Raw genomic sequence first — 18,488 nt, 5'->3', positions numbered from 1 at the left:
TCACCTTGCCTTTCCCTGCTCTGCTACAAGCGGTGACTTGATATCAAGCGTCCGGTAATCTGTGCTCAGGGTAATCTTAGGGTTATCAATCATGCCTTTTTCCCTAAAACTGAAAAATTCACGATTGTCTCCACCGACTATGATATGGTCAATGAGCGGTATTCCCATCAGTTCACACAGCTTGTTCATGCGGTCTGTCATCATCGTGTCTGCCTTGCTTGGGAATACATTCCCGGATGGATGACAATGGATTAACATCATGCTTGCGGCATTGCTTAAGATACTTGATTTAAACAGTTCTCTCGGATGTGCCATTGCCTCATTTAAAGAGCCAACACTTGCAAAATGCACATTGATAGGTTTTAGATCTGACCTTAGATTGACCACACACACTACTTCCCTGTCAAACTGGCACATACAGTCTCCCATAACAGCAGCTATATCCGCCGGATTGTTAAAGGTATGCTCCGAATAAATCGGAGCATCCTTTACAAGTCTTACCGAAACCACATCAAGCTTGAAGTCATTCTTCTTTGGCATCAGACACCGCCTCCTCTCCAAACTCGACACGGATAACAAAGTCACCTTTCTGGCTGTTTATGAGAGCAATGAGTTCTTCCATAGTAAGTTCCTGCTCCATAACTGCCTCCTATCTCGACTTTTCCTTAGAGTCATATACAAGCGGTGGTTCTGCCACAATGCCATCGAGTCTCTTATTCGGAGTGTCTGTAGCAAGTGTGAGCTTTCTTAAATCCTTATCATAGTGATATACCTGATTGGAAAGTCTCTCGTCCAAAGACACCTCCTGCATATTTACCTCGACTACCATCTGTGCAAGCATCTCAGGGCTTCCCATATCTGAAGATACTGCAATAACCTCATGCACGCTCGAAGGAAGAATATAAAGGTCACTCTCTAAACTCTCTGCCAGCTCATGAAGCTCATTCTCATAAAGCATGGATGCTGCACCATTGATACCCTTTTCATTGGAAATCACCCACATCGTCTGCTCTGGTGGAATCTCGGCTATCATCATATCTGCAATCTCCTGTGGCATCCCATCCCTTGCGAACATTTCTCTCATAATATCATTCATGTTTCGTACTACAGGTGGGAAGAGTCTTCTTGTGTTTTCCGCTGCACACTTAAAAAGCTGTTCCTCGCTCATTCCAAGTCTTTTCGCAAATTCATTTGTAATTTTTGAACTCTGCACCGCATCCTTATCAGCACTGATAATTACCTTATACACAATAGAAAGATCCTGAAACTCCCTGTGCGGCACCTGTTCCAAAAATGTCTTATTCTGCTCTGTATTGATGAGCTGGAATACAATCTTCTCGTTAGCATCCCTCATAATGCTGTCCACATCAACAACCGGAGCCTGCTCATATGCCCTTTCCATAAAGTCACATGCAGCCATAAGTGTTTCCTCAAGATCACCACATTCCTGATACTTCTTATACATGTCATTGATATAAATCGTAGGCGAAATGTTCCTGCCTTCCTCTCTTAAGATGATGCCATCAAGAGTCACATTCACCTTTTCCACCGGCTCTGCCACAAGCTCCATTCCTTTGAACTTCTCAGGCATATAATCCATAAACTTTTCTTTTACTACTTCCTTAAAAATCTCGTAATTCATCATATTACGGTTCCTCCTTAATCTAAAAAAGCAGGGAACATAAGTCACCGGCTTACATTCCCCGCAAGGTTAATTGTTACTGTTTATTCTTTTTCTTTCTTCCACGAAGTCCTACTCCAACACCTGTAATAAGTGCAAGTGCACCAATTCCAAGATAAAGAAGCGGATTTGCATTGTCGCCTGTCTGCGGAAGCTTAGGCTCTGTCGGTACATTGGCAAGCTTAAGTGTTGTTACAACAACATCCGGTGCATTGTCATCATATCGAAGAGTTACATCATGAGCTGTTTCATCAAGGATATATCCGTCAGCTGCTTTTGTCTCAACCACTGTATAATGGATATCTTCCTTAAATGATCCATCCTCATTGTAAGTACAGATAGGAAGCTCCTTGCTCTCTGCATGACCATTCTTGTCAGTAGTGAGTGTATCAAGCACCTTTCCGTCCTTATCCCTTACTTCAAATACAACACCCTCAATTGGCTTTCCGGTTACTTTGTCAGTTTTCTCAATGACAATCTTTCCGACTGCCTGCTCATCCTTCATGGATACCTTCTGGATTTCTGCTGTCTCCTTTACTTCAAAGGTTACATCACTTGCCACCTTATATCCATATGGTGCAGATTCCTCTCTGAGTGTGTACTTTCCGACAGGAAGCCTCTCAATCATATGAGTCTTTCCTGCCTCTGATGTCCAGCTCTCAACAAGCTTTCCATCAGCATCAATAACTGAAAGCTTTGCTCCAGGTAATTCTTTCTCGCCTGTGATATCAGTCTTTGAAATCTCTACCTTAATCGGTGCATTTTCAAATACTGCCTCAAACTCGATAACCTTTACCTTATCTCCCTGATATGAAGCATCCACATCAAAAATCTTATCAGACTTCACATAGCCCTTTGGTGCCTCAATCTCTTTAACATAATACTGTCCAAGTGGAAGGTCAGAGGTAAATGCTGCCTTGCCATCCTTTCCTGTTACGGTTCTCTCAATCTGTGTATCAGCTTTTACGATTACCTTGCCATCTTTGTTCACAATGTCTTCTTTCGTAAATAAACCAAATACTGCTCCTTCAAGTGCTTCCTTAGTCTCTGAATCAGTCTTGGTTACAGTAATCTGCACTTTCTGACGCTCATTTGTCACATCCATTCCTGCAAACACAACCTTTGTGTTCTGGTCGATATAGGAAAGGTCTGCCTCAATCGGTGTATCATCTAATACAAATCCATCAATAGTCTTTGTCTCAACAAGATAATACTTGCCAAGTGGAAGATCATCAACTCTTGCAATACCCTTATCATTTGTCACAATGGTTGCCACCTTGTCTCCTGCCTTATGATATACAGTGTCAAGTCCGTCAGCACTTACGATATCCTCTTTTGCATATACATCAAAAGTTACTCCTGCAAGGCTGTCCTTGAAGAAATTGAAGATAAAGTCATACCAGTAACCCTTCATAAGAGTAGTGTCTGTTACAAATTCGCCATCCTTATTGATAACGATGGAACCTGTAGGTACTTCATCCTTCATCTCTACATGCTGCACTTTGCCTGTATCCTCTACTGTAAACTGGATATCTGTTGCTTTAAGGTATCCGTAAGGAGCAGACTCCTCACGAAGTGTGTAAGTCTCTCCAACTACAAGTCTCTTGATCACATGTGCTTCCTTAGCATCAGATGTCCATGTGTCTACCACATTTCCATCCTTATCAAGTACAGTAAGTGTTGCACCCGTAAGCTCTGCACCGCTTGTGATATCTGTCTTAGTAAACTCAAAGGTTGTAGGCGTGTTTTTATACTCGCTGCTATATACAGCAGTTTTCACATCCTGTCCCTGATACTTGGTATCAAAGGTTACTACCTCTTCGTTTGTCACATATCCGGCAGGCTTTACAAGCTCCCTTGCAACATACTTTGCAAATGGATAATCCTTTACAAATGCAATCTTTCCATTCTCATCAGAAGTTGCTTTCTCAAGAAGTGTGCCTTTCTCGATAATAACCCTGCCATCGACATTCTTGATATCCTCGTCTGCATAAAGACCAAATACTGCACCAGCAATCGGTGTGTTATCCTCTGCATCAAGCTTAGTCACTGACATATCAAGCTTCTGTCTGTCATCAGAGAAAGTAAGGCTTTCCTTGATAACAGGTGTCTTATCATCCACATAAATGAATGTGACTGTCTGTTCATTCGTATTTAATACATATCCGTATGGAGCAGATGCTTCCACAACTCTGTACTGTCCAAGAGGAAGATTCTTAGCTGTTGCCTTTCCATCCTTGCCAGTTGTAAGAATTGTCACAAGGTCTCCCTTGCTGTAATACTTAATGCGGTTTCCGTCTGCATCCTTCTGGTTGTCTGCTGTGTAAATATCCTCGGCAGCATAAACTTTGAATTTTGCTCCGGCAAGTGAACCTTCCTTATAAACAAACTCTTTCTCATATGAGCTTGCAAGAAGTCCACCCCTGAATCCGTCAAGTACCTCTCCCTTCTTTTCTACAGTCAGCTCTCCGACTGCAGGGGCATCGGAATATTCCACAGTAATGATTGCATCATTTGTATCACCATCTGTTTCAAATGCTGTGTCAGTATCAACAGCAATGTTGACATACTTATCATTTACAACATATCCGAATGGTGCTTTGACCTCTTCAATGCGATAATTACCGATTTTAAGTGCCTCCGGTAAGATCAAATCTCCATCCTCGTCTGTAAAGAATGAAGTATGCTCTACCTTTGACGGATAAGTTGTGTACTGCTTCACATATTCGTTCTTATCAATATTGAAGATCTTAAACTCTGCATTTGGTACAAGCACTGTCTGCTTTGTATCGGAATCTTTCTTGATTACACGAAGCTTTGCAGTAAACTCCCTGTCAAGGAACACTCTCCATGTCTGAGGCTTGTCAGGATGATTCTCGCTGATTTTTACCTCAAATGGCTTGATTGTCTTCATGTTATGCGGAGTCTTTGACTCAACTACCACATAAGTTCCATAAGGAATTGCAATGGAAACTGCATGTCCCTTGTCATCGGATGTGATTGTTGTTGCTCCATTTTCCCCGATTACTACCGGAGTTGCCTTGTCATAGTCATAACTTCCATCTGCCTTTACGGATAAAGAAGATTTTAAGTATGCTGTGAACTCTGCACCTGCAAGCAGTCCTGCTTCAGTATCATCGCCATTGTCAGATACCTTGATAAGCTGGAATGGCTGCTTGATGACCTGCTCTGCTGAGGTTGTGCTTCTTGATACCTCTGCTACAAGGTCTCCCTCATAGTCACATACTACATCGTGCTCCTCTTCGTCTAAGAGATACCCCTCTGATGGAGTGATTTCTTTCACATAATAGTTTCCAAGGTAAAGGTTATTGACCTCTGCTTCGCCATTCTTATCTGTTGTAAGTGTTGCTACAAGGTCACCTGCTTTGAATACAGTTCCTGTTGCTCCGTCCGGATGCACGATATCGTTTCTTGCATAAAGACCATAAACTGCACCTTCAAGGCTTGCATCTCCCTGGGCAACTGCCTTGCCTGATTCCTTGTCTACCTTGTAGATATGAATCTTTGCTGTCGTTCTGTCATTCACAAATGTATGACTGAATGATGCCTTTGCCTGTGTTTCAGGTAATACATTGAAATTGAAGCTGTAAACATCTTTACTGTTTCTGATATACGCATATGGTGCCTGTGTCTCTTGGATATAATATCCGTTAGAGATTGGCAGATCCGCGCTGTAGCTTGCCTTTCCGTCCTCACCTGTAGTTACTGTCTCAAGAGCTGTACCCTTTGTCACAATAACCTGTCCGGCATAGTTTTTGATGTCATTTCCGGCATAAAGTGTGTACTTGCCGCCTTCAAGAGGGTTCTCTGTGTCAGAGTCCTTCTTTACGACAGATACATCCGCTTTCTGTCTTGTATTCTCAATCGTAGTTGATTCATACTGGACTGTCACAGTCTGGTCCTTATACTCAACTGCTACTGTCTGAGGTGTGGTATTGATTGTATATCCGTCAATGCTCTTAATCTCAGTAATCACATAAGTTCCAAGATGAAGGTCAGATAATACCACCTGTCCGTCAGTTCCTGTTGTTAGGCTTTCTGCTACAACATCGCCAGCACTATACACCTTTGTACCATCTGCCTTGTAGATATCTGCCCCGGCAGTTACCTTGAATGCTGCTCCGGAAAGCTTCTTTTTCTCATAGGTGAAATTGCTTCCATTCCATGAGCTAAGCACCTCACCCTCTTTGTAGATTGTGATTGCTCCAAGCTGCTCTTTATCTGTTGCAGAGATTCCCGTTGTCTGTCCTGCTTTTACAGTAAGTGTATGAACCTTACCGGAAAGGACATATCCCTTTGGTGCGGTAATTTCTTTTACATAATAAGTGCCTGCAACAAGTGCAGCTGACTTTGCATATCCGTTTCCATCTGTTGTCATGGTCTGTACTCTGTTTGTGCATCCGCTGTCAGAATAGATTCCATAAACTGCACCGGAAAGCTTCACTCCGCTTGACTCATCTGTCTTTGTAAGCTCACCATATCCGATGTTCTCTGTCTTGACCTTGATATAGGCTTTGACAGGATCTGCTGTCGGTCTTTCAGAAATAAACTCCTGATATCCGCTTTTTCCTGTAAGCCAGAATACACAGCTTGATGTTGTCTCAACCTTGCCTGCATTGGATGTGAATGTTCCTGTTGTAGCTGTAGTATTCACACTCGTTGAAGATATGGTAATACTGTTGCCATTCTTATCAACAGAATATCCGCTGATGCCAAAATCAAAATCCGATAAAACACCATTGCTGTCAGATAATGTTGTTTCAAATCTCTGACTTCCATCATTCCACTTTAATTCATAAGTTGGTGCCTCACTGGTTCTGCGTGATGCAAAACTTGGAAGTGTTGCATTGTAGGAGCTGCTGATATTGTCCCTGAGTCTCTCATAATAGCTGTATGAAGAAGCCGGACTTGGTGCTGTGTTGCAGAGCTTTCTCGCTGCCGAATCACCACTTCCGGTTCCAAAGATATCTGCTACAATAACCCATACCATTGCCTGAGTTGCGATATACTCATCGCACTGACTGTTGCTTGGTGCCGCCTTTTGTGTACTGTTAAACCCATAATAAAGGCAGTAACTTAAAAGCTTTCTCTGCTGTGCTGACATTGATGTGCTCGCATCATCGTAGCTGTTCATAAGCTGACCGCCATCTGCTCTTAATCCGAAATTCATACAATATGCAGAATTTCCGTCAAGAATTGAATACAGAATCTTGCCATGATTATATCCGGGCTTCAACTCACTTACTTCTCCGGAATTTTTGACTGACGCATTCCAGAACGCAATATTTGCCTGCGGACTGGCTGCAAATGCTGTTGTTCCATTCGTAAAGAGTGTTCCAACCAGTGTGAGCATAGCCATAAATCCTGCCATAAAACGCTTTAGTTTCTGTTTCATGTGCTTTTTCCTCCTTAATTTACGCATAAAAAAGAAAGACATAAGTTTATGGCTTACATCTTTCTTCCTTCTGCTTCTATTCGTTTTTATTTATCTGTGACATCGAAACTCGTAATAGTCTGTGCCGCCTGTCGTGTAAACTCCATCATAACTGATGTAGAATACCGGATCTGTTTCCAAAAGTAACATACTTGCAATATATTCTGCGATTGCATCCTCAGATGATAACCGCTGTCCATCAATGGTACTTGCTTTGTTGAGGTCTGTCTCTACAAACACACTATAATAAGAGCCTTCCATACCATCGTAAGGATAATACTCATTGTACTCTTCCTGCGTGATACTGCCATCATTCAAATGGTTCTGTAAATTCTGCTGTGTGGTAATCATCCCTCCTGCCTGACACTTTGCTGTTGCAAGTGACACAACATTCTGTGGACTGTATACCACGGATGCAGGCTGTGGATTGCTCACATTGTCTTTCGGACTGTCTGTAGTCTGACCACCATTACCTGCATTACTCTGATTTCCGCCAGCTTCCTCATTATCATTTTCAGGAGCTTTCTGTTCCGGCTCGTCATTCTGCTTTGGCTTTTCTTCCTGCTTTGAAGCAGTTTCATTATCAGCGGACTGGTTATCTTCCTTATCAGTCTTCTCTTCTGAATCTTTAGCCTCGGCAATATCTTTCTCTGTCTCTTCACTTCCAGCTTCGGTTGTGACCTCTGTGACAGCTTCCGTTGCCATTGCTACTTCTTCAGTTGGCTTTACGCTTTCCGTCTGTTTCTCCGTCTGATTATCAGCCTTTTCCTTACCACCATTACAGGCAGCCATTGAAAAGACCAGTACTGCGGATAATAAGATAATACTTATCTTCTTCATAGTAATCACCCATCCCTTCTCCGCAAGAGGGACGGGCTTTGTGTTCCGTGCCATCCACCCTTGCAGTGAACTATTTATCTGTAATGCACGGGACACATAGGACTGTCCCGTATTCTGTGCATCTTAAACTCCTTTCATTATACCAGCTCTCTTATTTTAAAGAAATACTGCATAAGTCTTCTGTTTTTCTTATAATTTAAGAATAAACCCTTTACCTGCATACGCTCACCTCCTCTCAGAATGTGCCCATTCTTACGAATGAAAGAAATACCCTTGCCACCATTGCGAATAGAAGAAGAATTATTCTGGCAAGTCCTAAGACCAGCTTCAAAGCTCCAAGAATTATCCTTAATATCCACTTGAGTATCTCTAAAATCACTGTTCCTACGGCTCCCATAACTCTTCTCATAATAATCAGTCTCCTTTCGACATCCATCCCATTGCAAGACCTGCAACATCTGCATCGTCCATAACATCTTCTGTAAGTTCTTGTGCTTCACTATTGGCTGCCTGCATAATTACCGGCTGACCAACATTCATCCCGGATATCACTCCGCCTAACAGCTTTATTACCTCTTTTCTAGCCTCATTGGTTGCTGCTTCAATGACTTCTTCCTTAATGTCATCAATATCTTCTGACCGGATATATTCAGCCCTCTCTTTTTCCTTCTTCTTGATAACAAAGGTTTCCTTTCCATAATTATCAATGTAGAACTGAATCGCATCTATAATGAACTGGTTCTTAGATTTGAAAATCTTCGGATCAAGGTTCTGAATCACATCATTGATTTTCACATGCTGGGGATTGCTCATGTTGAGGCGGACAGAAGTTTTTACTTCATATTCAAGTCTTCTTCCCATCATCTGCCTCCTTATGATAATCGCTTAGTGCTTTTAAGTCCCATTGTGGCAAGCTGCTCATATCCTCTTGCATTTGCCTTTACATCAAGGTTATAGGAAATGTTCTTGGCATCGTGGCTCCCAAAGTTTTTCATCACAACTGCCCCGCCACCGACAAATACAATCGGTGTAGTCTTTAAGTTATACCCAAACTCACGGATTGAGTTATATACCTTATCAACAAAATCCTCTATCTCAGCCTTGATAATGGCAAAGTATTCATCATCAATATCTGACCTGCCATATCGCATGATGTTCTGTATCTCTGACTCGTCTACCTCTCCGTTAAGCTGTCTTACACACTGCTCATTGATAGAACGCATACAGGTAATAAGACCTTTTGGAATCGTCACACACTTTGATTCATCCGGTGACTTGTTGATTACCGGCATAATGTCGATTGTCCAGCTTCCAATATCTACTATCAGTGTTTTCTTTGCCATAGCAGGAATCTTGTCCACTACTGCTGCATAGCACTGAGGAAATACTGCCACATCATCAATTTCAATATGATATGACTCATTCTCATATTTGAAGCTTACACGCTTATTCTTTGTCAGGTACTTGATAAAATCATTCTTCTCTGCTCCAAATCTTGTAAGTGGAAGTCCTACAGCAAGAAATACCTTTGCCTCTGCAAGACCTCTTCTTTTAAGTTCCTTAGCAACTGCTGCAAGAGTGAGAAGATAAAAGCTGTCATCTTCGACCTTTGTATCCTTTACTTCCTGCCTCACAGCTCCAACCTTATAGAACTTTCCTTCATACTCAAGTACATCGCCGAAAAGTGCCGGAGTTGTTGTAATCTCCTTAACACCTGTGACAAATACCTGAGAGATTGTTTTCATCATTGACCATCCATGATCAATGCCGATTACTTCTAACTTGTTATTCATGTGTTTTGCACATCCTTTCTTCTTAAACAGCCACTTGAACATCTTAACCACCTACTTTCCTATCAGCTTTCGCATACAAGGAAAACAATAACCATTCCCTCGATAATATGGACATCCGACACATTCCGTCGGAAGTTTCTGTTCCTTTTTCTTAGATGGTTTACAACATGTTCCATTGGCACATCTGTTGTTATGTCCCCAGAAGAATCTACAATGCATACAATCTTTTAATTCTCTTTCAAGCTTTTCTTCTGAAGATACAAACCTGCGTTTCTTATGCTTATCTCTTTTTTCAACTGTTCCCACCAGAGCTCTCCTCCCTTCCAAGGAGTGATTGCTCTCTTATCTGTTCCATTGTCCTGTCCGACTCTCCTGCCGTCCTAGCTAACGAATACAATACGATAAGAACAATAATTATTAATGCTATGCTAAATCCCATCACCACTTTATCCTCCTTCAAATTAGTTGCCATATAGACAGAATTTGAATTTGGAAGTGATATAGTCTACATGGCTATGCTTAACGCTAAGCATGTAGGTACACGCCAGTCTTCTAGACTCCTATATCGCCCCGTGTACAAAGAGGTGTTCTCACCTCCGGGAGTTACAGACGAGCCACAAAATGTGTTTCACGACGCCCTTCTGAATTATCAGAAGCACTATCTCCTCTTTTAGCCTTTTGAGGATAAGGACGAACTTCTCGCCCTCTGTGGTTAATTATCCTTACGCAACATGCCTATTCCTTTTACCAGATTTCCATCCAGCTTCTCGCCCTTCATCTTTCGATCCATCAGACTACTAATATGATAGCTGTGACTTTCATCCTCCAGGTACATACCCCGTAAATTTACTACCTACAGATACTCTGCAGTGCAAACTACTTTGCAAATCTGTAACTGATTATTCAATTGTTATGTCCAATCTCTCTTGGACAATTGATATTCTACAATGCACTTTAATTTTACGGAAGTGACACCACTGGTGTATTTTTACGAATTTTCACCAGTTTTTGGTGTATTTGTCATTTCCTTTAATTTGTTCCATGTATGCTTAGGCAGTTCTCTTGCCGGCTCTCTGAATCGTTCAAGATATTTTTCAAATAATTCCGTATTGATTAATGCTGAATTACCGACTTTATAGACTGCTCCTGCCTCTCTCGCAATTACTATGATTCTAGATTTACTTATCCCATAAATAATCGCTCCTTCCTCTGCATTGACAAATTTTTTCATAAAATCCTTTGTATCTGAATAGCACTTATATGAGTAACTCATTCATCAGTCTCCTTTCACATTTGGCAATGGATGTTTCATTTCTGTTGGCGGTTCTCTGAATTGCTCCATATAATCATCAAAAATTTCCAAATTTATTAATATAGTATTTCCCTTAGCTGTTCCAATCTTATATACAGCACCCGCTGCTCTAGCCATTTCAATAAATCTATGATGCCCTATGCTATATGTCATTGAAGCTTCCCCAATTCTTACAAACTTCTTTTCTACGATTTTGTTTGAACTAGGCACTCTTGCAAAATGTTTCATAAATTTCATCAACCTTTCCTTATGTACTAATATAATCTTTGCAAGCTGATATCTTGCTCCAGCAGCTAATGCTATATCCATTGCCTCATCTCGTGTTACATCTAATAAAGCCATTACTTCATCAATACGAATAAATCTTGGTTTTACAATTTCTTTTCTATAGGCACTAACTGAACCACTCAATGTATTTACCATAACATCACCTACTTATAAAACTCAGAATCTGTAATATGAAAAGTTTCAAGATACTTATCCAATATTTCTGTATTAACAAGTACAAGCTGACCAATCTTATAACAAGCCTTGGCATCCTTAGCCACTTCTTGAAATTTTGTCATTCCCATACTGTACATCTTTGCACCATCTGAATATCTTACAAACTTTTTTGCATCCTCATATCTATCTTTTTTCTTTGATTCATCCATTGCTGTGCTCCTTTCACTTTGACTTCATAACAAATGACGTATTTTCTCCATAACGCAAAAAAGAGGACATCTTCTAAATTTCTTTAGAAAATGTCCTCTTAGTAGTTCATATTCGATTGAGTCTTATTCTTTTCAGATTGTGTACTCTTTCATACTGATGTAAATGACTATGCCAAAATACGTCTTTTAATGCGTCCTTTGACGTACTCAAATGCCTCAATCCCGCATAAACACTAGGTTTATTTATCCAAGCTCTTCATTGTCGGGAATAACAATACATCTCTAATAGCCTGTGAATCAGTTAATAACATACAAAGTCTGTCTATTCCATAACCTATACCACCTGTTGGAGGCATACCTACTTCAAGTGCATACAAGAAGTCTTCATCTGTATGGTTAGCTTCTTCATCACCTGCGTCAGCAGCTGCATCCTGAAGTTTAAATCTTTCTCTCTGATCAATTGGGTCATTAAGTTCTGAGTATGCGTTACACATTTCCCATGTATTAATAAATAACTCAAAACGTTCTACCTTAGTAGGATCTTCCGGTTTTTTCTTAGTAAGTGGAGAAATTGCAATTGGATGATCCATAACAAATGTAGGCTGGATAAGGTTCTTTTCACAGAATTCTTCAAAGAAGAGGTTAATGATTTCACCCTTTCCATGTCTTTCTTCAAATTCAATATTGTGTTCTTTTGCTAAAGCCTTAGCTTCTTCATCTGTAGCAACTGTATCAAAATCAATGCCTGTGTATTTCTTAATACAATCAACCATTGTGATTCTTTCAAATGGCTTACCAAAATCGATTTCAATTCCGTTGTAAGTAAACTTTGTACTTCCAACAACTTTTTCTGCAAGGTATCTGAACATTTCTTCTGTAAGGTCCATCATACCATAGTAATCTGTATATGCCTGATATAATTCCATAAGTGTAAATTCAGGATTATGTCTTGTATCTACACCTTCGTTACGAAATACTCTACCGATTTCGTATACTCTTTCTAAACCACCAACGATAAGTCTCTTAAGGTATAATTCAAGAGAAATACGAAGTTTAACATCTTCATCTAATGAATTGTAATGTGTTTCAAATGGTCTTGCTGCTGCACCACCTGCGTTGTGTACAAGCATAGGTGTCTCGACTTCCATAAAGTCTTTTGCATCAAGGAAGTTTCTGATTTCCTTAATAATCTTTGAACGCTTAATGAAAGTTTCCTTTGATTCCTGATTCATAATTAAATCAAGATATCTCTGACGGTATCTCATATCTGTATTTGTAAGACCATGATGCTTTTCAGGAAGAATCTGAAGACTCTTTGTAAGAAGAGTAACTTCTGTTGCATGAATACTCATTTCACCTGTCTTAGTCTTAAATGGATAACCTTTAACTCCAACGATATCACCGATATCCATTTTCTTGAAATCCTTATATTCTTCCCATGGTTCTTCTTTGCTTATATCATTTCTTGCAACATAAACCTGAATGTTACCATCTCTATCCTGAACGTTACAGAATGAAGCCTTACCCATTACACGTTTTAACATAATACGTCCGGCAATTGAAATTAATTTAGAGTCATCTCTAATTAATTTTCCTTCTTCATCATGTACGCATTCTAATTTATCAAAATTATCTTTAATTTCCTGACTGTGATGTGTCACTTCATATTTAGTAATCTGAAAAGGATCCTTTCCCTTTTCCTGCAAATCAGCTAATTTTTCACGTCTTACCTTTAAAAGCTGATTAATATCCTGCTGCTGATTCTGGTTATTCTGCTGTCCCATTGTTACTCCTTTATATCTATATCTTTTTGTGAATTTTTATTAAAATTAAAGTACCTTCTTAATCTCTAATACTTTATATTTAGCTTCTCCATCTGCTAATTCAACAAGTACATCATCACCTACTTCATGACCAAGTAATGCCATTCCTAATGGAGATTCATTTGAAAGCTTCTGCTGAAGACTGTTTGCTTCTGTAGAACCTACAATGCTAAATTCTAATTCTTCATCAAATTCATAATCGAAGATTTTTACATGACATCCAACACTGATTTTATTAATATCAACGTCCTCATCAGCAACTACTTCAACATTTTTAAGAATTTTTTCGATTTCATCTATTCTTGCTTCAATATCTCTCTGCTCATCTTTTGCAGCATCATATTCAGCGTTTTCTGATAAATCGCCCTGTTCTCTTGCTTCCTTAATTTTCTGAGCGACTTCTCTACGTCTATTTACCTTTAAATCTTCTAATTCTTTTTCCAATCTATCAAGTCCGGCTTTTGTAAGTACGTTCTTCTTTGTTTCTGCCATTTTTTAATCCTCCGATCAAATTTTTATATTTAAAGTTTTACAATTAATAATAGCCTAACACGGCATTAATGTCAATGTTTATTGCAGTTTCGCGTTAACCGTCTCTATTAAATTTTCCATAGTTTCAATCTGGTTACACATACGTCTAAGTTCTGCTGAATGTGGCAAACCTGCCGTATACCATGCGATATGTTTTCGCATTTCTCTAATACCTGTATACTCACCTTTATAATCAACAAGCATTTTAGCATGTCTTATAATCATTTCTCTTATATCATTTATTTTCGGTTTGTCTATAACATTCCCATTTTCAAGATATTCTTTAATTTCTCTAAATATCCATGGATTTCCTCTTGCACCTCTTGCAACCATTAATCCATCACATCCGGTATATTCTTTCATTGCCTTTGCATCCTCAGCTGAAAAAATATCTCCATTTCCAATTACAGGAATCTTTACTGCTTTTTTTACATCTTTTATTACATCCCAATCTGCCTTGCCACTATAGTATTGTTCTCTCGTTCTTCCATGAACTGCTATAGCCGATACACCACAGCTTTCTGCAATTTTTGCAATTTCAACAGCATAAACCGTTCCATTTTCAAAGCCTTTTCGTATCTTTACAGTGACAGGTTTATTTACGGCCTTAACCATTTTTGTAAGAATTTCTTCTACTAGTTTTGGCTGTTTTAATAATGCTGAGCCTTCGCCGTTATTTACAATTTTAGGAACCGGGCATCCCATATTTATGTCGATAAAATCGCACTCTCCTTCTTCAACCTGTGCTGCAATCTGTGCCATTATATCAGGGTCAGAGCCAAATAACTGAACTCCTACAGGATGTTCATTTTTATCTATATTCAATAATTCTTTGGTATTCTTGTTTTTATATAGAATTGCCTTTGCACTAACCATTTCCGTGTAAAGCATGTTGCACCCCATCTCTTTACACAACAAGCGAAATGGCAGGTCTGTTACTCCTGCCATTGGTCCAAGTGCCAAACAATTTTCAATTTCAATATTTCCTATCTTCATTAAGCACCTTTACTTTTTATTTTTTTCGTAAATAAGTCTCATTCCCTGAAGAGTGAGTTCCTTATCATAAATATCTATTCTATCCGTATTTTCATAAATAATTCTTCCAAGACCACCTGTTGCAATAACTTTTGCGTTGAGAAGTCCGCTTTCCTTTTTCATATTATCTATGATGTACTCTGTCTGTCCGATATAGCCATAAACTATACCCGCCTGCATACTCGTAATTGTATCTTTTCCAAGTATTGATTCAGGCTTTTTAATTTCAATTTCAGGAAGCTTTGCAGTATCATTCCATAATGCCTTTGCGCAAATTCTGATACCCGGAGATGTAACTCCTGCTGCAAATGTTCCATCTTTTGTAATTAAATCATATGTTGTAGCTGTTCCAAAATCAATTACAATACATGGTCCACCATACAATTCATATGCACCTACTGCATCTACGATTCTATCTGTTCCAACTTCCCTAGGATTTGCACGCTGAATCTTTATTCCCGTCTTTGTGCCTGCCTCAATAACAATAGGATGTAATCCAATATATTTGTAAATTCCATTTGTTAATGAGTACATAATCTTAGGTACAACCGATGATATTATTACTGCTTCAATATCTTTAGGTGAAATACCTTTTCGTCCAAGCATTTCTGCAATTAATACTCCATATTCATCTGATGTTCTTGCCATCTGAGTTGTCATTCTAAATGTAGCATAAACTTTTTTTTCTTTAAATACACCAAGTGTGATATTAGTATTACCGGCGTCAACTGTAATTAACATTTATTCCTCTCCTAAAACAAATACTTTATAGTACATTTCCAGTGATTCTAAAAGTTCTCTCTTATCAAGCTGCATCTGCTTAACCTTTAATCCGCATCCTATATCATCATATAAAAGGTCTCCCTCATCTGCCTCTGTGACAATCTGTAATGTTCCATCTTCTTCATATTGCAAAATAAGAATTCCACCTACTTCTTCTGTAAACAGCACACACATAATCTGCAATTCCTGTTTTACACGCTCCGGAAGATTAGAAAATTGATCGTTTAAATAATACTTTTTTTCATATGCATTAGACGCACACAAAACCATTTTTTCATTAAACATTCTGTTTTTCTCCGTTCTTTGTCATTTCGTCTTTTTTAACTTTACGCAAAATACAGAATTTGTCAAGAAAAACTTACTAATGTTAATAAAGTAGAGTAAATATCTGTTAATTATTAATACAACTCTTTTCCCATTTTGGCATTTTTTAATATTCAATTTGCCTTAACCAAATTAATTTGACAAATATTAGCTAAAACATAGCAAAAATTTAATTTTATAATTTCCCGGAATTTTGCTTTCTCCATTTGGTATTGCAGTTATATTTCCATTCATGTTTTCCATTGCTTCTTTTGCTATTGCAAGACCTAATCCGAAGTTTCCTTTTTCTCCTTTATAGAATCTTTCAAACAAATGAGGAATGTTCTTTTCAATTGTTCCATCTCCATCATCGTATATTTCAATTACGTTTTTACCTTCCATTACATATCCTCTGATAAAAACCTGTTTTTTTGCATATCTAATACAATTTGATGTAATGTTTAAAATAACATTATGGAACAAATCTTCGTCAATATTTATGCTCATCTGTTTATCTATTTCCATATCAATATCGATTTCTTCTTTTAATGCAATTCCTTTTATTCTCTGCAAAGCATCTAACATAATCTCTCTTGCATTAAATTTCTCAATGGAAACATTATACATCTTACTATCAAATTTGGATAATGTAAGAAGTTCAGCCACCATCTTATTTAGTTTTATACTTTCCTGTCTGATGACTGATGCCGCCCCTACATTATCGCTTAATATTCCACTTTCAATACCTTCTGCATAACCTTGTATTGACATAAGTGGATTTCTAAACTCGTGAGAAATATTCTGATAAAAACTCTTTTGATTTTCGTCATTTGCTTTTAATTTTGCAGCCATATGATTAAGGCTCTTATACAAATCTTCTATTTCTTTATTTGACTGTCCTTCAATTTTATTTGTAAATATTCCATTTCCTACTTCATTTGCGTAAGCACAGGCTTTCATAATCTGATTGCTAATACTTTTTGACAATTTTACGGAAAATACAACACTTACTATCATGCAAATAAGTATAATAATCATTAATATTACATTAGAATTTACAAGATTGTCTGTCCCATTCCTCGTATTCGTTACAAATACCATTGATGCATTTTTAACACCCTCGTAATTGTCTAAAGATACAACTGAAATGTAGCACTGATAATTATTAATTTTTTCTCTGTGGATATCTTTTTTTGATTTTGAAATTTTTATTATCTGACCATCATTTATTTCAAACCCACTATCACTCTTAAAACTTATATTTTCATTTCTCAAAATATAAAAATTAGTGTTTCCTGATAATTTTGTGGAAGTAAGAGCTGCAACTAAATTAGTAAGGAGTTCTGATGAGTCCCCTTCTTCATACGATGTTTGCACAAGTTTTTCCATCGTTGTCATTGTGCTTGATAATTCCTTTTTAGCCGTGGTCTGTATATTATTAGTCATTACAACATTAAAAATAACTAAGATTATAATAGGTACTGCAACTGAAATTGCAAGCATTGATGACAATAATTGTTTATATATCGTTCTCATTTTACACCTACTTTTTTAATGCCATTTTAAATCCATATCCCCATACTGTTTTTATTTCTACATTGCTGTCTGCTATTTTTCTTCTAAGCCTCTTTACTGTATCATCTGTAGCTCTTGTATCAATATCATATGCGATTTTCCACACTTCTTTAAGCAATTCTTCTCTAGAAATTGCCTGATTATTCTTTTGTATAAGATATTTAAGGAAGTCGAATTCCAGTGGTGTAAGAGCAATTTCCTCATCATCTACATATGCCTGCTTCTTAGTCACATCAATTTTTATATTTCCAAATGTAACCTTTTCTACTTTTTCTACCTTATCCATCGAAATTCTTCTAAATAATGCCTGAACTCTCGCCACAAGTTCTATTGGTGAAAACGGCTTTGTCAGATAATCATCCCCGCCAACACTTATTCCTTTTATCCTATCCTCTTCGCTATCTTTTGCTGATAAAATGATTATTGGAACATTTGCTATTTGTCTTATCTGCCTGCATATTTCCACACCATCTGTTCCCGGCATAATAACATCTAAAATTATCATATCAGCATTTTTTTCTTTATATCTTTTAAATAAATCATCTCCATTAGAAAATGTCTCAACTTCATATCCCTGATTTTCTAAGAAACATTTTACTAACTCACGTATATTCTTTTCATCATCAGCTATATAAATTAATTCGCTCATTTTTATCCCTCTTATAAAATATGTAATGCCCCCGCCCTTCGGTCAGCGGCTATTC

At 38.2% G+C, this 18,488-nt stretch carries 20 protein-coding genes; all 20 read right to left on the bottom strand.

Translation table 11 applies throughout. The annotated features are described in order from the left end of the window. The gene (locus DWW96_RS01365) at positions 1-540 is read right to left on the bottom strand and encodes a JAB domain-containing protein (RefSeq protein WP_004611525.1); all 540 of its coding nucleotides are present in this window, start codon (positions 538-540) and stop codon (positions 1-3) included. Positions 541-649: 109 nt separating this feature from the next. Beyond that, positions 650-1,645 (bottom strand): DUF5688 family protein, encoded by a 996-nt coding sequence (locus DWW96_RS01360; RefSeq protein WP_117908526.1) that lies wholly within the window; start codon positions 1,643-1,645, stop codon positions 650-652. Positions 1,646-1,718: 73 nt separating this feature from the next. Next, positions 1,719-7,097, bottom strand: a complete 5,379-nt coding sequence (locus tag DWW96_RS01355; RefSeq protein WP_199522657.1) for a SpaA isopeptide-forming pilin-related protein — start codon at positions 7,095-7,097, stop codon at positions 1,719-1,721. 90 nt (positions 7,098-7,187) lie between these two features. After that, complete coding sequence (locus DWW96_RS01350) at positions 7,188-7,976, bottom strand: hypothetical protein (RefSeq protein WP_243002990.1); 789 nt, start codon at positions 7,974-7,976, stop codon at positions 7,188-7,190. 235 nt (positions 7,977-8,211) lie between these two features. Then, on the bottom strand, positions 8,212-8,385 hold the full coding sequence (locus tag DWW96_RS01345; RefSeq protein WP_172622380.1) for a hypothetical protein: 174 nt from the start codon (positions 8,383-8,385) through the stop codon (positions 8,212-8,214). 5 nt (positions 8,386-8,390) lie between these two features. Further along, complete coding sequence (locus DWW96_RS01340; RefSeq protein ID WP_008395352.1) at positions 8,391-8,840, bottom strand: hypothetical protein; 450 nt, start codon at positions 8,838-8,840, stop codon at positions 8,391-8,393. Positions 8,841-8,848: 8 nt separating this feature from the next. After that, complete coding sequence (locus DWW96_RS01335; RefSeq protein WP_330394027.1) at positions 8,849-9,811, bottom strand: ParM/StbA family protein; 963 nt, start codon at positions 9,809-9,811, stop codon at positions 8,849-8,851. A gap of 9 nt (positions 9,812-9,820) precedes the next feature. Beyond that, complete coding sequence (locus tag DWW96_RS01330) at positions 9,821-10,075, bottom strand: hypothetical protein (protein WP_083794712.1); 255 nt, start codon at positions 10,073-10,075, stop codon at positions 9,821-9,823. Next, positions 10,062-10,214, bottom strand: coding sequence for a hypothetical protein (locus DWW96_RS01325; RefSeq protein ID WP_243003008.1), 153 nt, complete (start codon positions 10,212-10,214; stop codon positions 10,062-10,064). The genes DWW96_RS01330 and DWW96_RS01325 overlap by 14 nt, the downstream gene beginning before the upstream one ends. A 267-nt stretch (positions 10,215-10,481) precedes the next feature. Next, positions 10,482-10,604 (bottom strand): hypothetical protein, encoded by a 123-nt coding sequence (locus tag DWW96_RS14505; protein ID WP_004611516.1) that lies wholly within the window; start codon positions 10,602-10,604, stop codon positions 10,482-10,484. Positions 10,605-10,757: 153 nt separating this feature from the next. Continuing rightward, the gene (locus DWW96_RS01320) at positions 10,758-11,042 is read right to left on the bottom strand and encodes a DUF6462 family protein (protein WP_005340582.1); all 285 of its coding nucleotides are present in this window, start codon (positions 11,040-11,042) and stop codon (positions 10,758-10,760) included. Positions 11,043-11,045: 3 nt separating this feature from the next. Continuing rightward, positions 11,046-11,504, bottom strand: coding sequence for a DUF6462 family protein (locus tag DWW96_RS01315; RefSeq protein WP_008395356.1), 459 nt, complete (start codon positions 11,502-11,504; stop codon positions 11,046-11,048). Between the two features lie 8 nt (positions 11,505-11,512). After that, on the bottom strand, positions 11,513-11,734 hold the full coding sequence (locus DWW96_RS01310; protein ID WP_008395358.1) for a DUF6462 family protein: 222 nt from the start codon (positions 11,732-11,734) through the stop codon (positions 11,513-11,515). 239 nt (positions 11,735-11,973) lie between these two features. Then, the gene (lysS, locus tag DWW96_RS01305) at positions 11,974-13,518 is read right to left on the bottom strand and encodes a lysine--tRNA ligase (protein WP_117908522.1); all 1,545 of its coding nucleotides are present in this window, start codon (positions 13,516-13,518) and stop codon (positions 11,974-11,976) included. Positions 13,519-13,563: 45 nt separating this feature from the next. Next, positions 13,564-14,049, bottom strand: a complete 486-nt coding sequence (gene greA, locus DWW96_RS01300) for a transcription elongation factor GreA (RefSeq protein ID WP_117908520.1) — start codon at positions 14,047-14,049, stop codon at positions 13,564-13,566. A gap of 78 nt (positions 14,050-14,127) precedes the next feature. Further along, complete coding sequence (gene dusB / locus DWW96_RS01295; RefSeq protein ID WP_117908518.1) at positions 14,128-15,084, bottom strand: tRNA dihydrouridine synthase DusB; 957 nt, start codon at positions 15,082-15,084, stop codon at positions 14,128-14,130. A 9-nt stretch (positions 15,085-15,093) separates the two neighbouring features. Next, complete coding sequence (locus DWW96_RS01290) at positions 15,094-15,864, bottom strand: type III pantothenate kinase (RefSeq protein ID WP_117908516.1); 771 nt, start codon at positions 15,862-15,864, stop codon at positions 15,094-15,096. Then, on the bottom strand, positions 15,865-16,191 hold the full coding sequence (locus DWW96_RS01285; protein WP_022088033.1) for a DUF6145 family protein: 327 nt from the start codon (positions 16,189-16,191) through the stop codon (positions 15,865-15,867). 186 nt (positions 16,192-16,377) lie between these two features. After that, a complete protein-coding gene (locus DWW96_RS01280) occupies positions 16,378-17,745 on the bottom strand; it encodes a HAMP domain-containing sensor histidine kinase (protein ID WP_117908515.1) in 1,368 nt (455 codons plus the stop codon). Positions 17,746-17,752: 7 nt separating this feature from the next. Beyond that, on the bottom strand, positions 17,753-18,433 hold the full coding sequence (locus tag DWW96_RS01275; RefSeq protein ID WP_022088035.1) for a response regulator transcription factor: 681 nt from the start codon (positions 18,431-18,433) through the stop codon (positions 17,753-17,755). Between the last annotated feature and the right edge of the window lie 55 nt (positions 18,434-18,488).

Source organism: Eubacterium sp. AF17-7 (genome assembly GCF_003461285.1).
In the GTDB taxonomy this organism is placed as follows: domain Bacteria; phylum Bacillota; class Clostridia; order Lachnospirales; family Lachnospiraceae; genus Eubacterium_U; species Eubacterium_U album.
This window is presented reverse-complemented; position numbering and strand designations above follow the sequence as displayed.

Bases quoted from the DNA above. Each gene is read 5' to 3' on its own strand.
- DWW96_RS01365 (WP_004611525.1), bottom strand. From the start codon at position 540: ATGCCAAAGAAGAATGACTTCAAGCTTGATGTGGTTTCGGTAAGACTT.
- DWW96_RS01360 (WP_117908526.1), bottom strand. From the start codon at position 1,645: ATGATGAATTACGAGATTTTTAAGGAAGTAGTAAAAGAAAAGTTTATG.
- DWW96_RS01355 (WP_199522657.1), bottom strand. From the start codon at position 7,097: ATGAAACAGAAACTAAAGCGTTTTATGGCAGGATTTATGGCTATGCTC.
- DWW96_RS01350 (WP_243002990.1), bottom strand. From the start codon at position 7,976: ATGAAGAAGATAAGTATTATCTTATTATCCGCAGTACTGGTCTTTTCA.
- DWW96_RS01345 (WP_172622380.1), bottom strand. From the start codon at position 8,385: ATGAGAAGAGTTATGGGAGCCGTAGGAACAGTGATTTTAGAGATACTC.
- DWW96_RS01340 (WP_008395352.1), bottom strand. From the start codon at position 8,840: ATGATGGGAAGAAGACTTGAATATGAAGTAAAAACTTCTGTCCGCCTC.
- DWW96_RS01335 (WP_330394027.1), bottom strand. From the start codon at position 9,811: ATGTTCAAGTGGCTGTTTAAGAAGAAAGGATGTGCAAAACACATGAAT.
- DWW96_RS14505 (WP_004611516.1), bottom strand. From the start codon at position 10,604: ATGTACCTGGAGGATGAAAGTCACAGCTATCATATTAGTAGTCTGATG.
- DWW96_RS01320 (WP_005340582.1), bottom strand. From the start codon at position 11,042: ATGAGTTACTCATATAAGTGCTATTCAGATACAAAGGATTTTATGAAA.
- DWW96_RS01315 (WP_008395356.1), bottom strand. From the start codon at position 11,504: ATGGTAAATACATTGAGTGGTTCAGTTAGTGCCTATAGAAAAGAAATT.
- DWW96_RS01310 (WP_008395358.1), bottom strand. From the start codon at position 11,734: ATGGATGAATCAAAGAAAAAAGATAGATATGAGGATGCAAAAAAGTTT.
- lysS (WP_117908522.1), bottom strand. From the start codon at position 13,518: ATGGGACAGCAGAATAACCAGAATCAGCAGCAGGATATTAATCAGCTT.
- greA (WP_117908520.1), bottom strand. From the start codon at position 14,049: ATGGCAGAAACAAAGAAGAACGTACTTACAAAAGCCGGACTTGATAGA.
- dusB (WP_117908518.1), bottom strand. From the start codon at position 15,084: ATGAAGATAGGAAATATTGAAATTGAAAATTGTTTGGCACTTGGACCA.
- DWW96_RS01290 (WP_117908516.1), bottom strand. From the start codon at position 15,864: ATGTTAATTACAGTTGACGCCGGTAATACTAATATCACACTTGGTGTA.
- DWW96_RS01285 (WP_022088033.1), bottom strand. From the start codon at position 16,191: ATGTTTAATGAAAAAATGGTTTTGTGTGCGTCTAATGCATATGAAAAA.
- DWW96_RS01280 (WP_117908515.1), bottom strand. From the start codon at position 17,745: ATGAGAACGATATATAAACAATTATTGTCATCAATGCTTGCAATTTCA.
- DWW96_RS01275 (WP_022088035.1), bottom strand. From the start codon at position 18,433: ATGAGCGAATTAATTTATATAGCTGATGATGAAAAGAATATACGTGAG.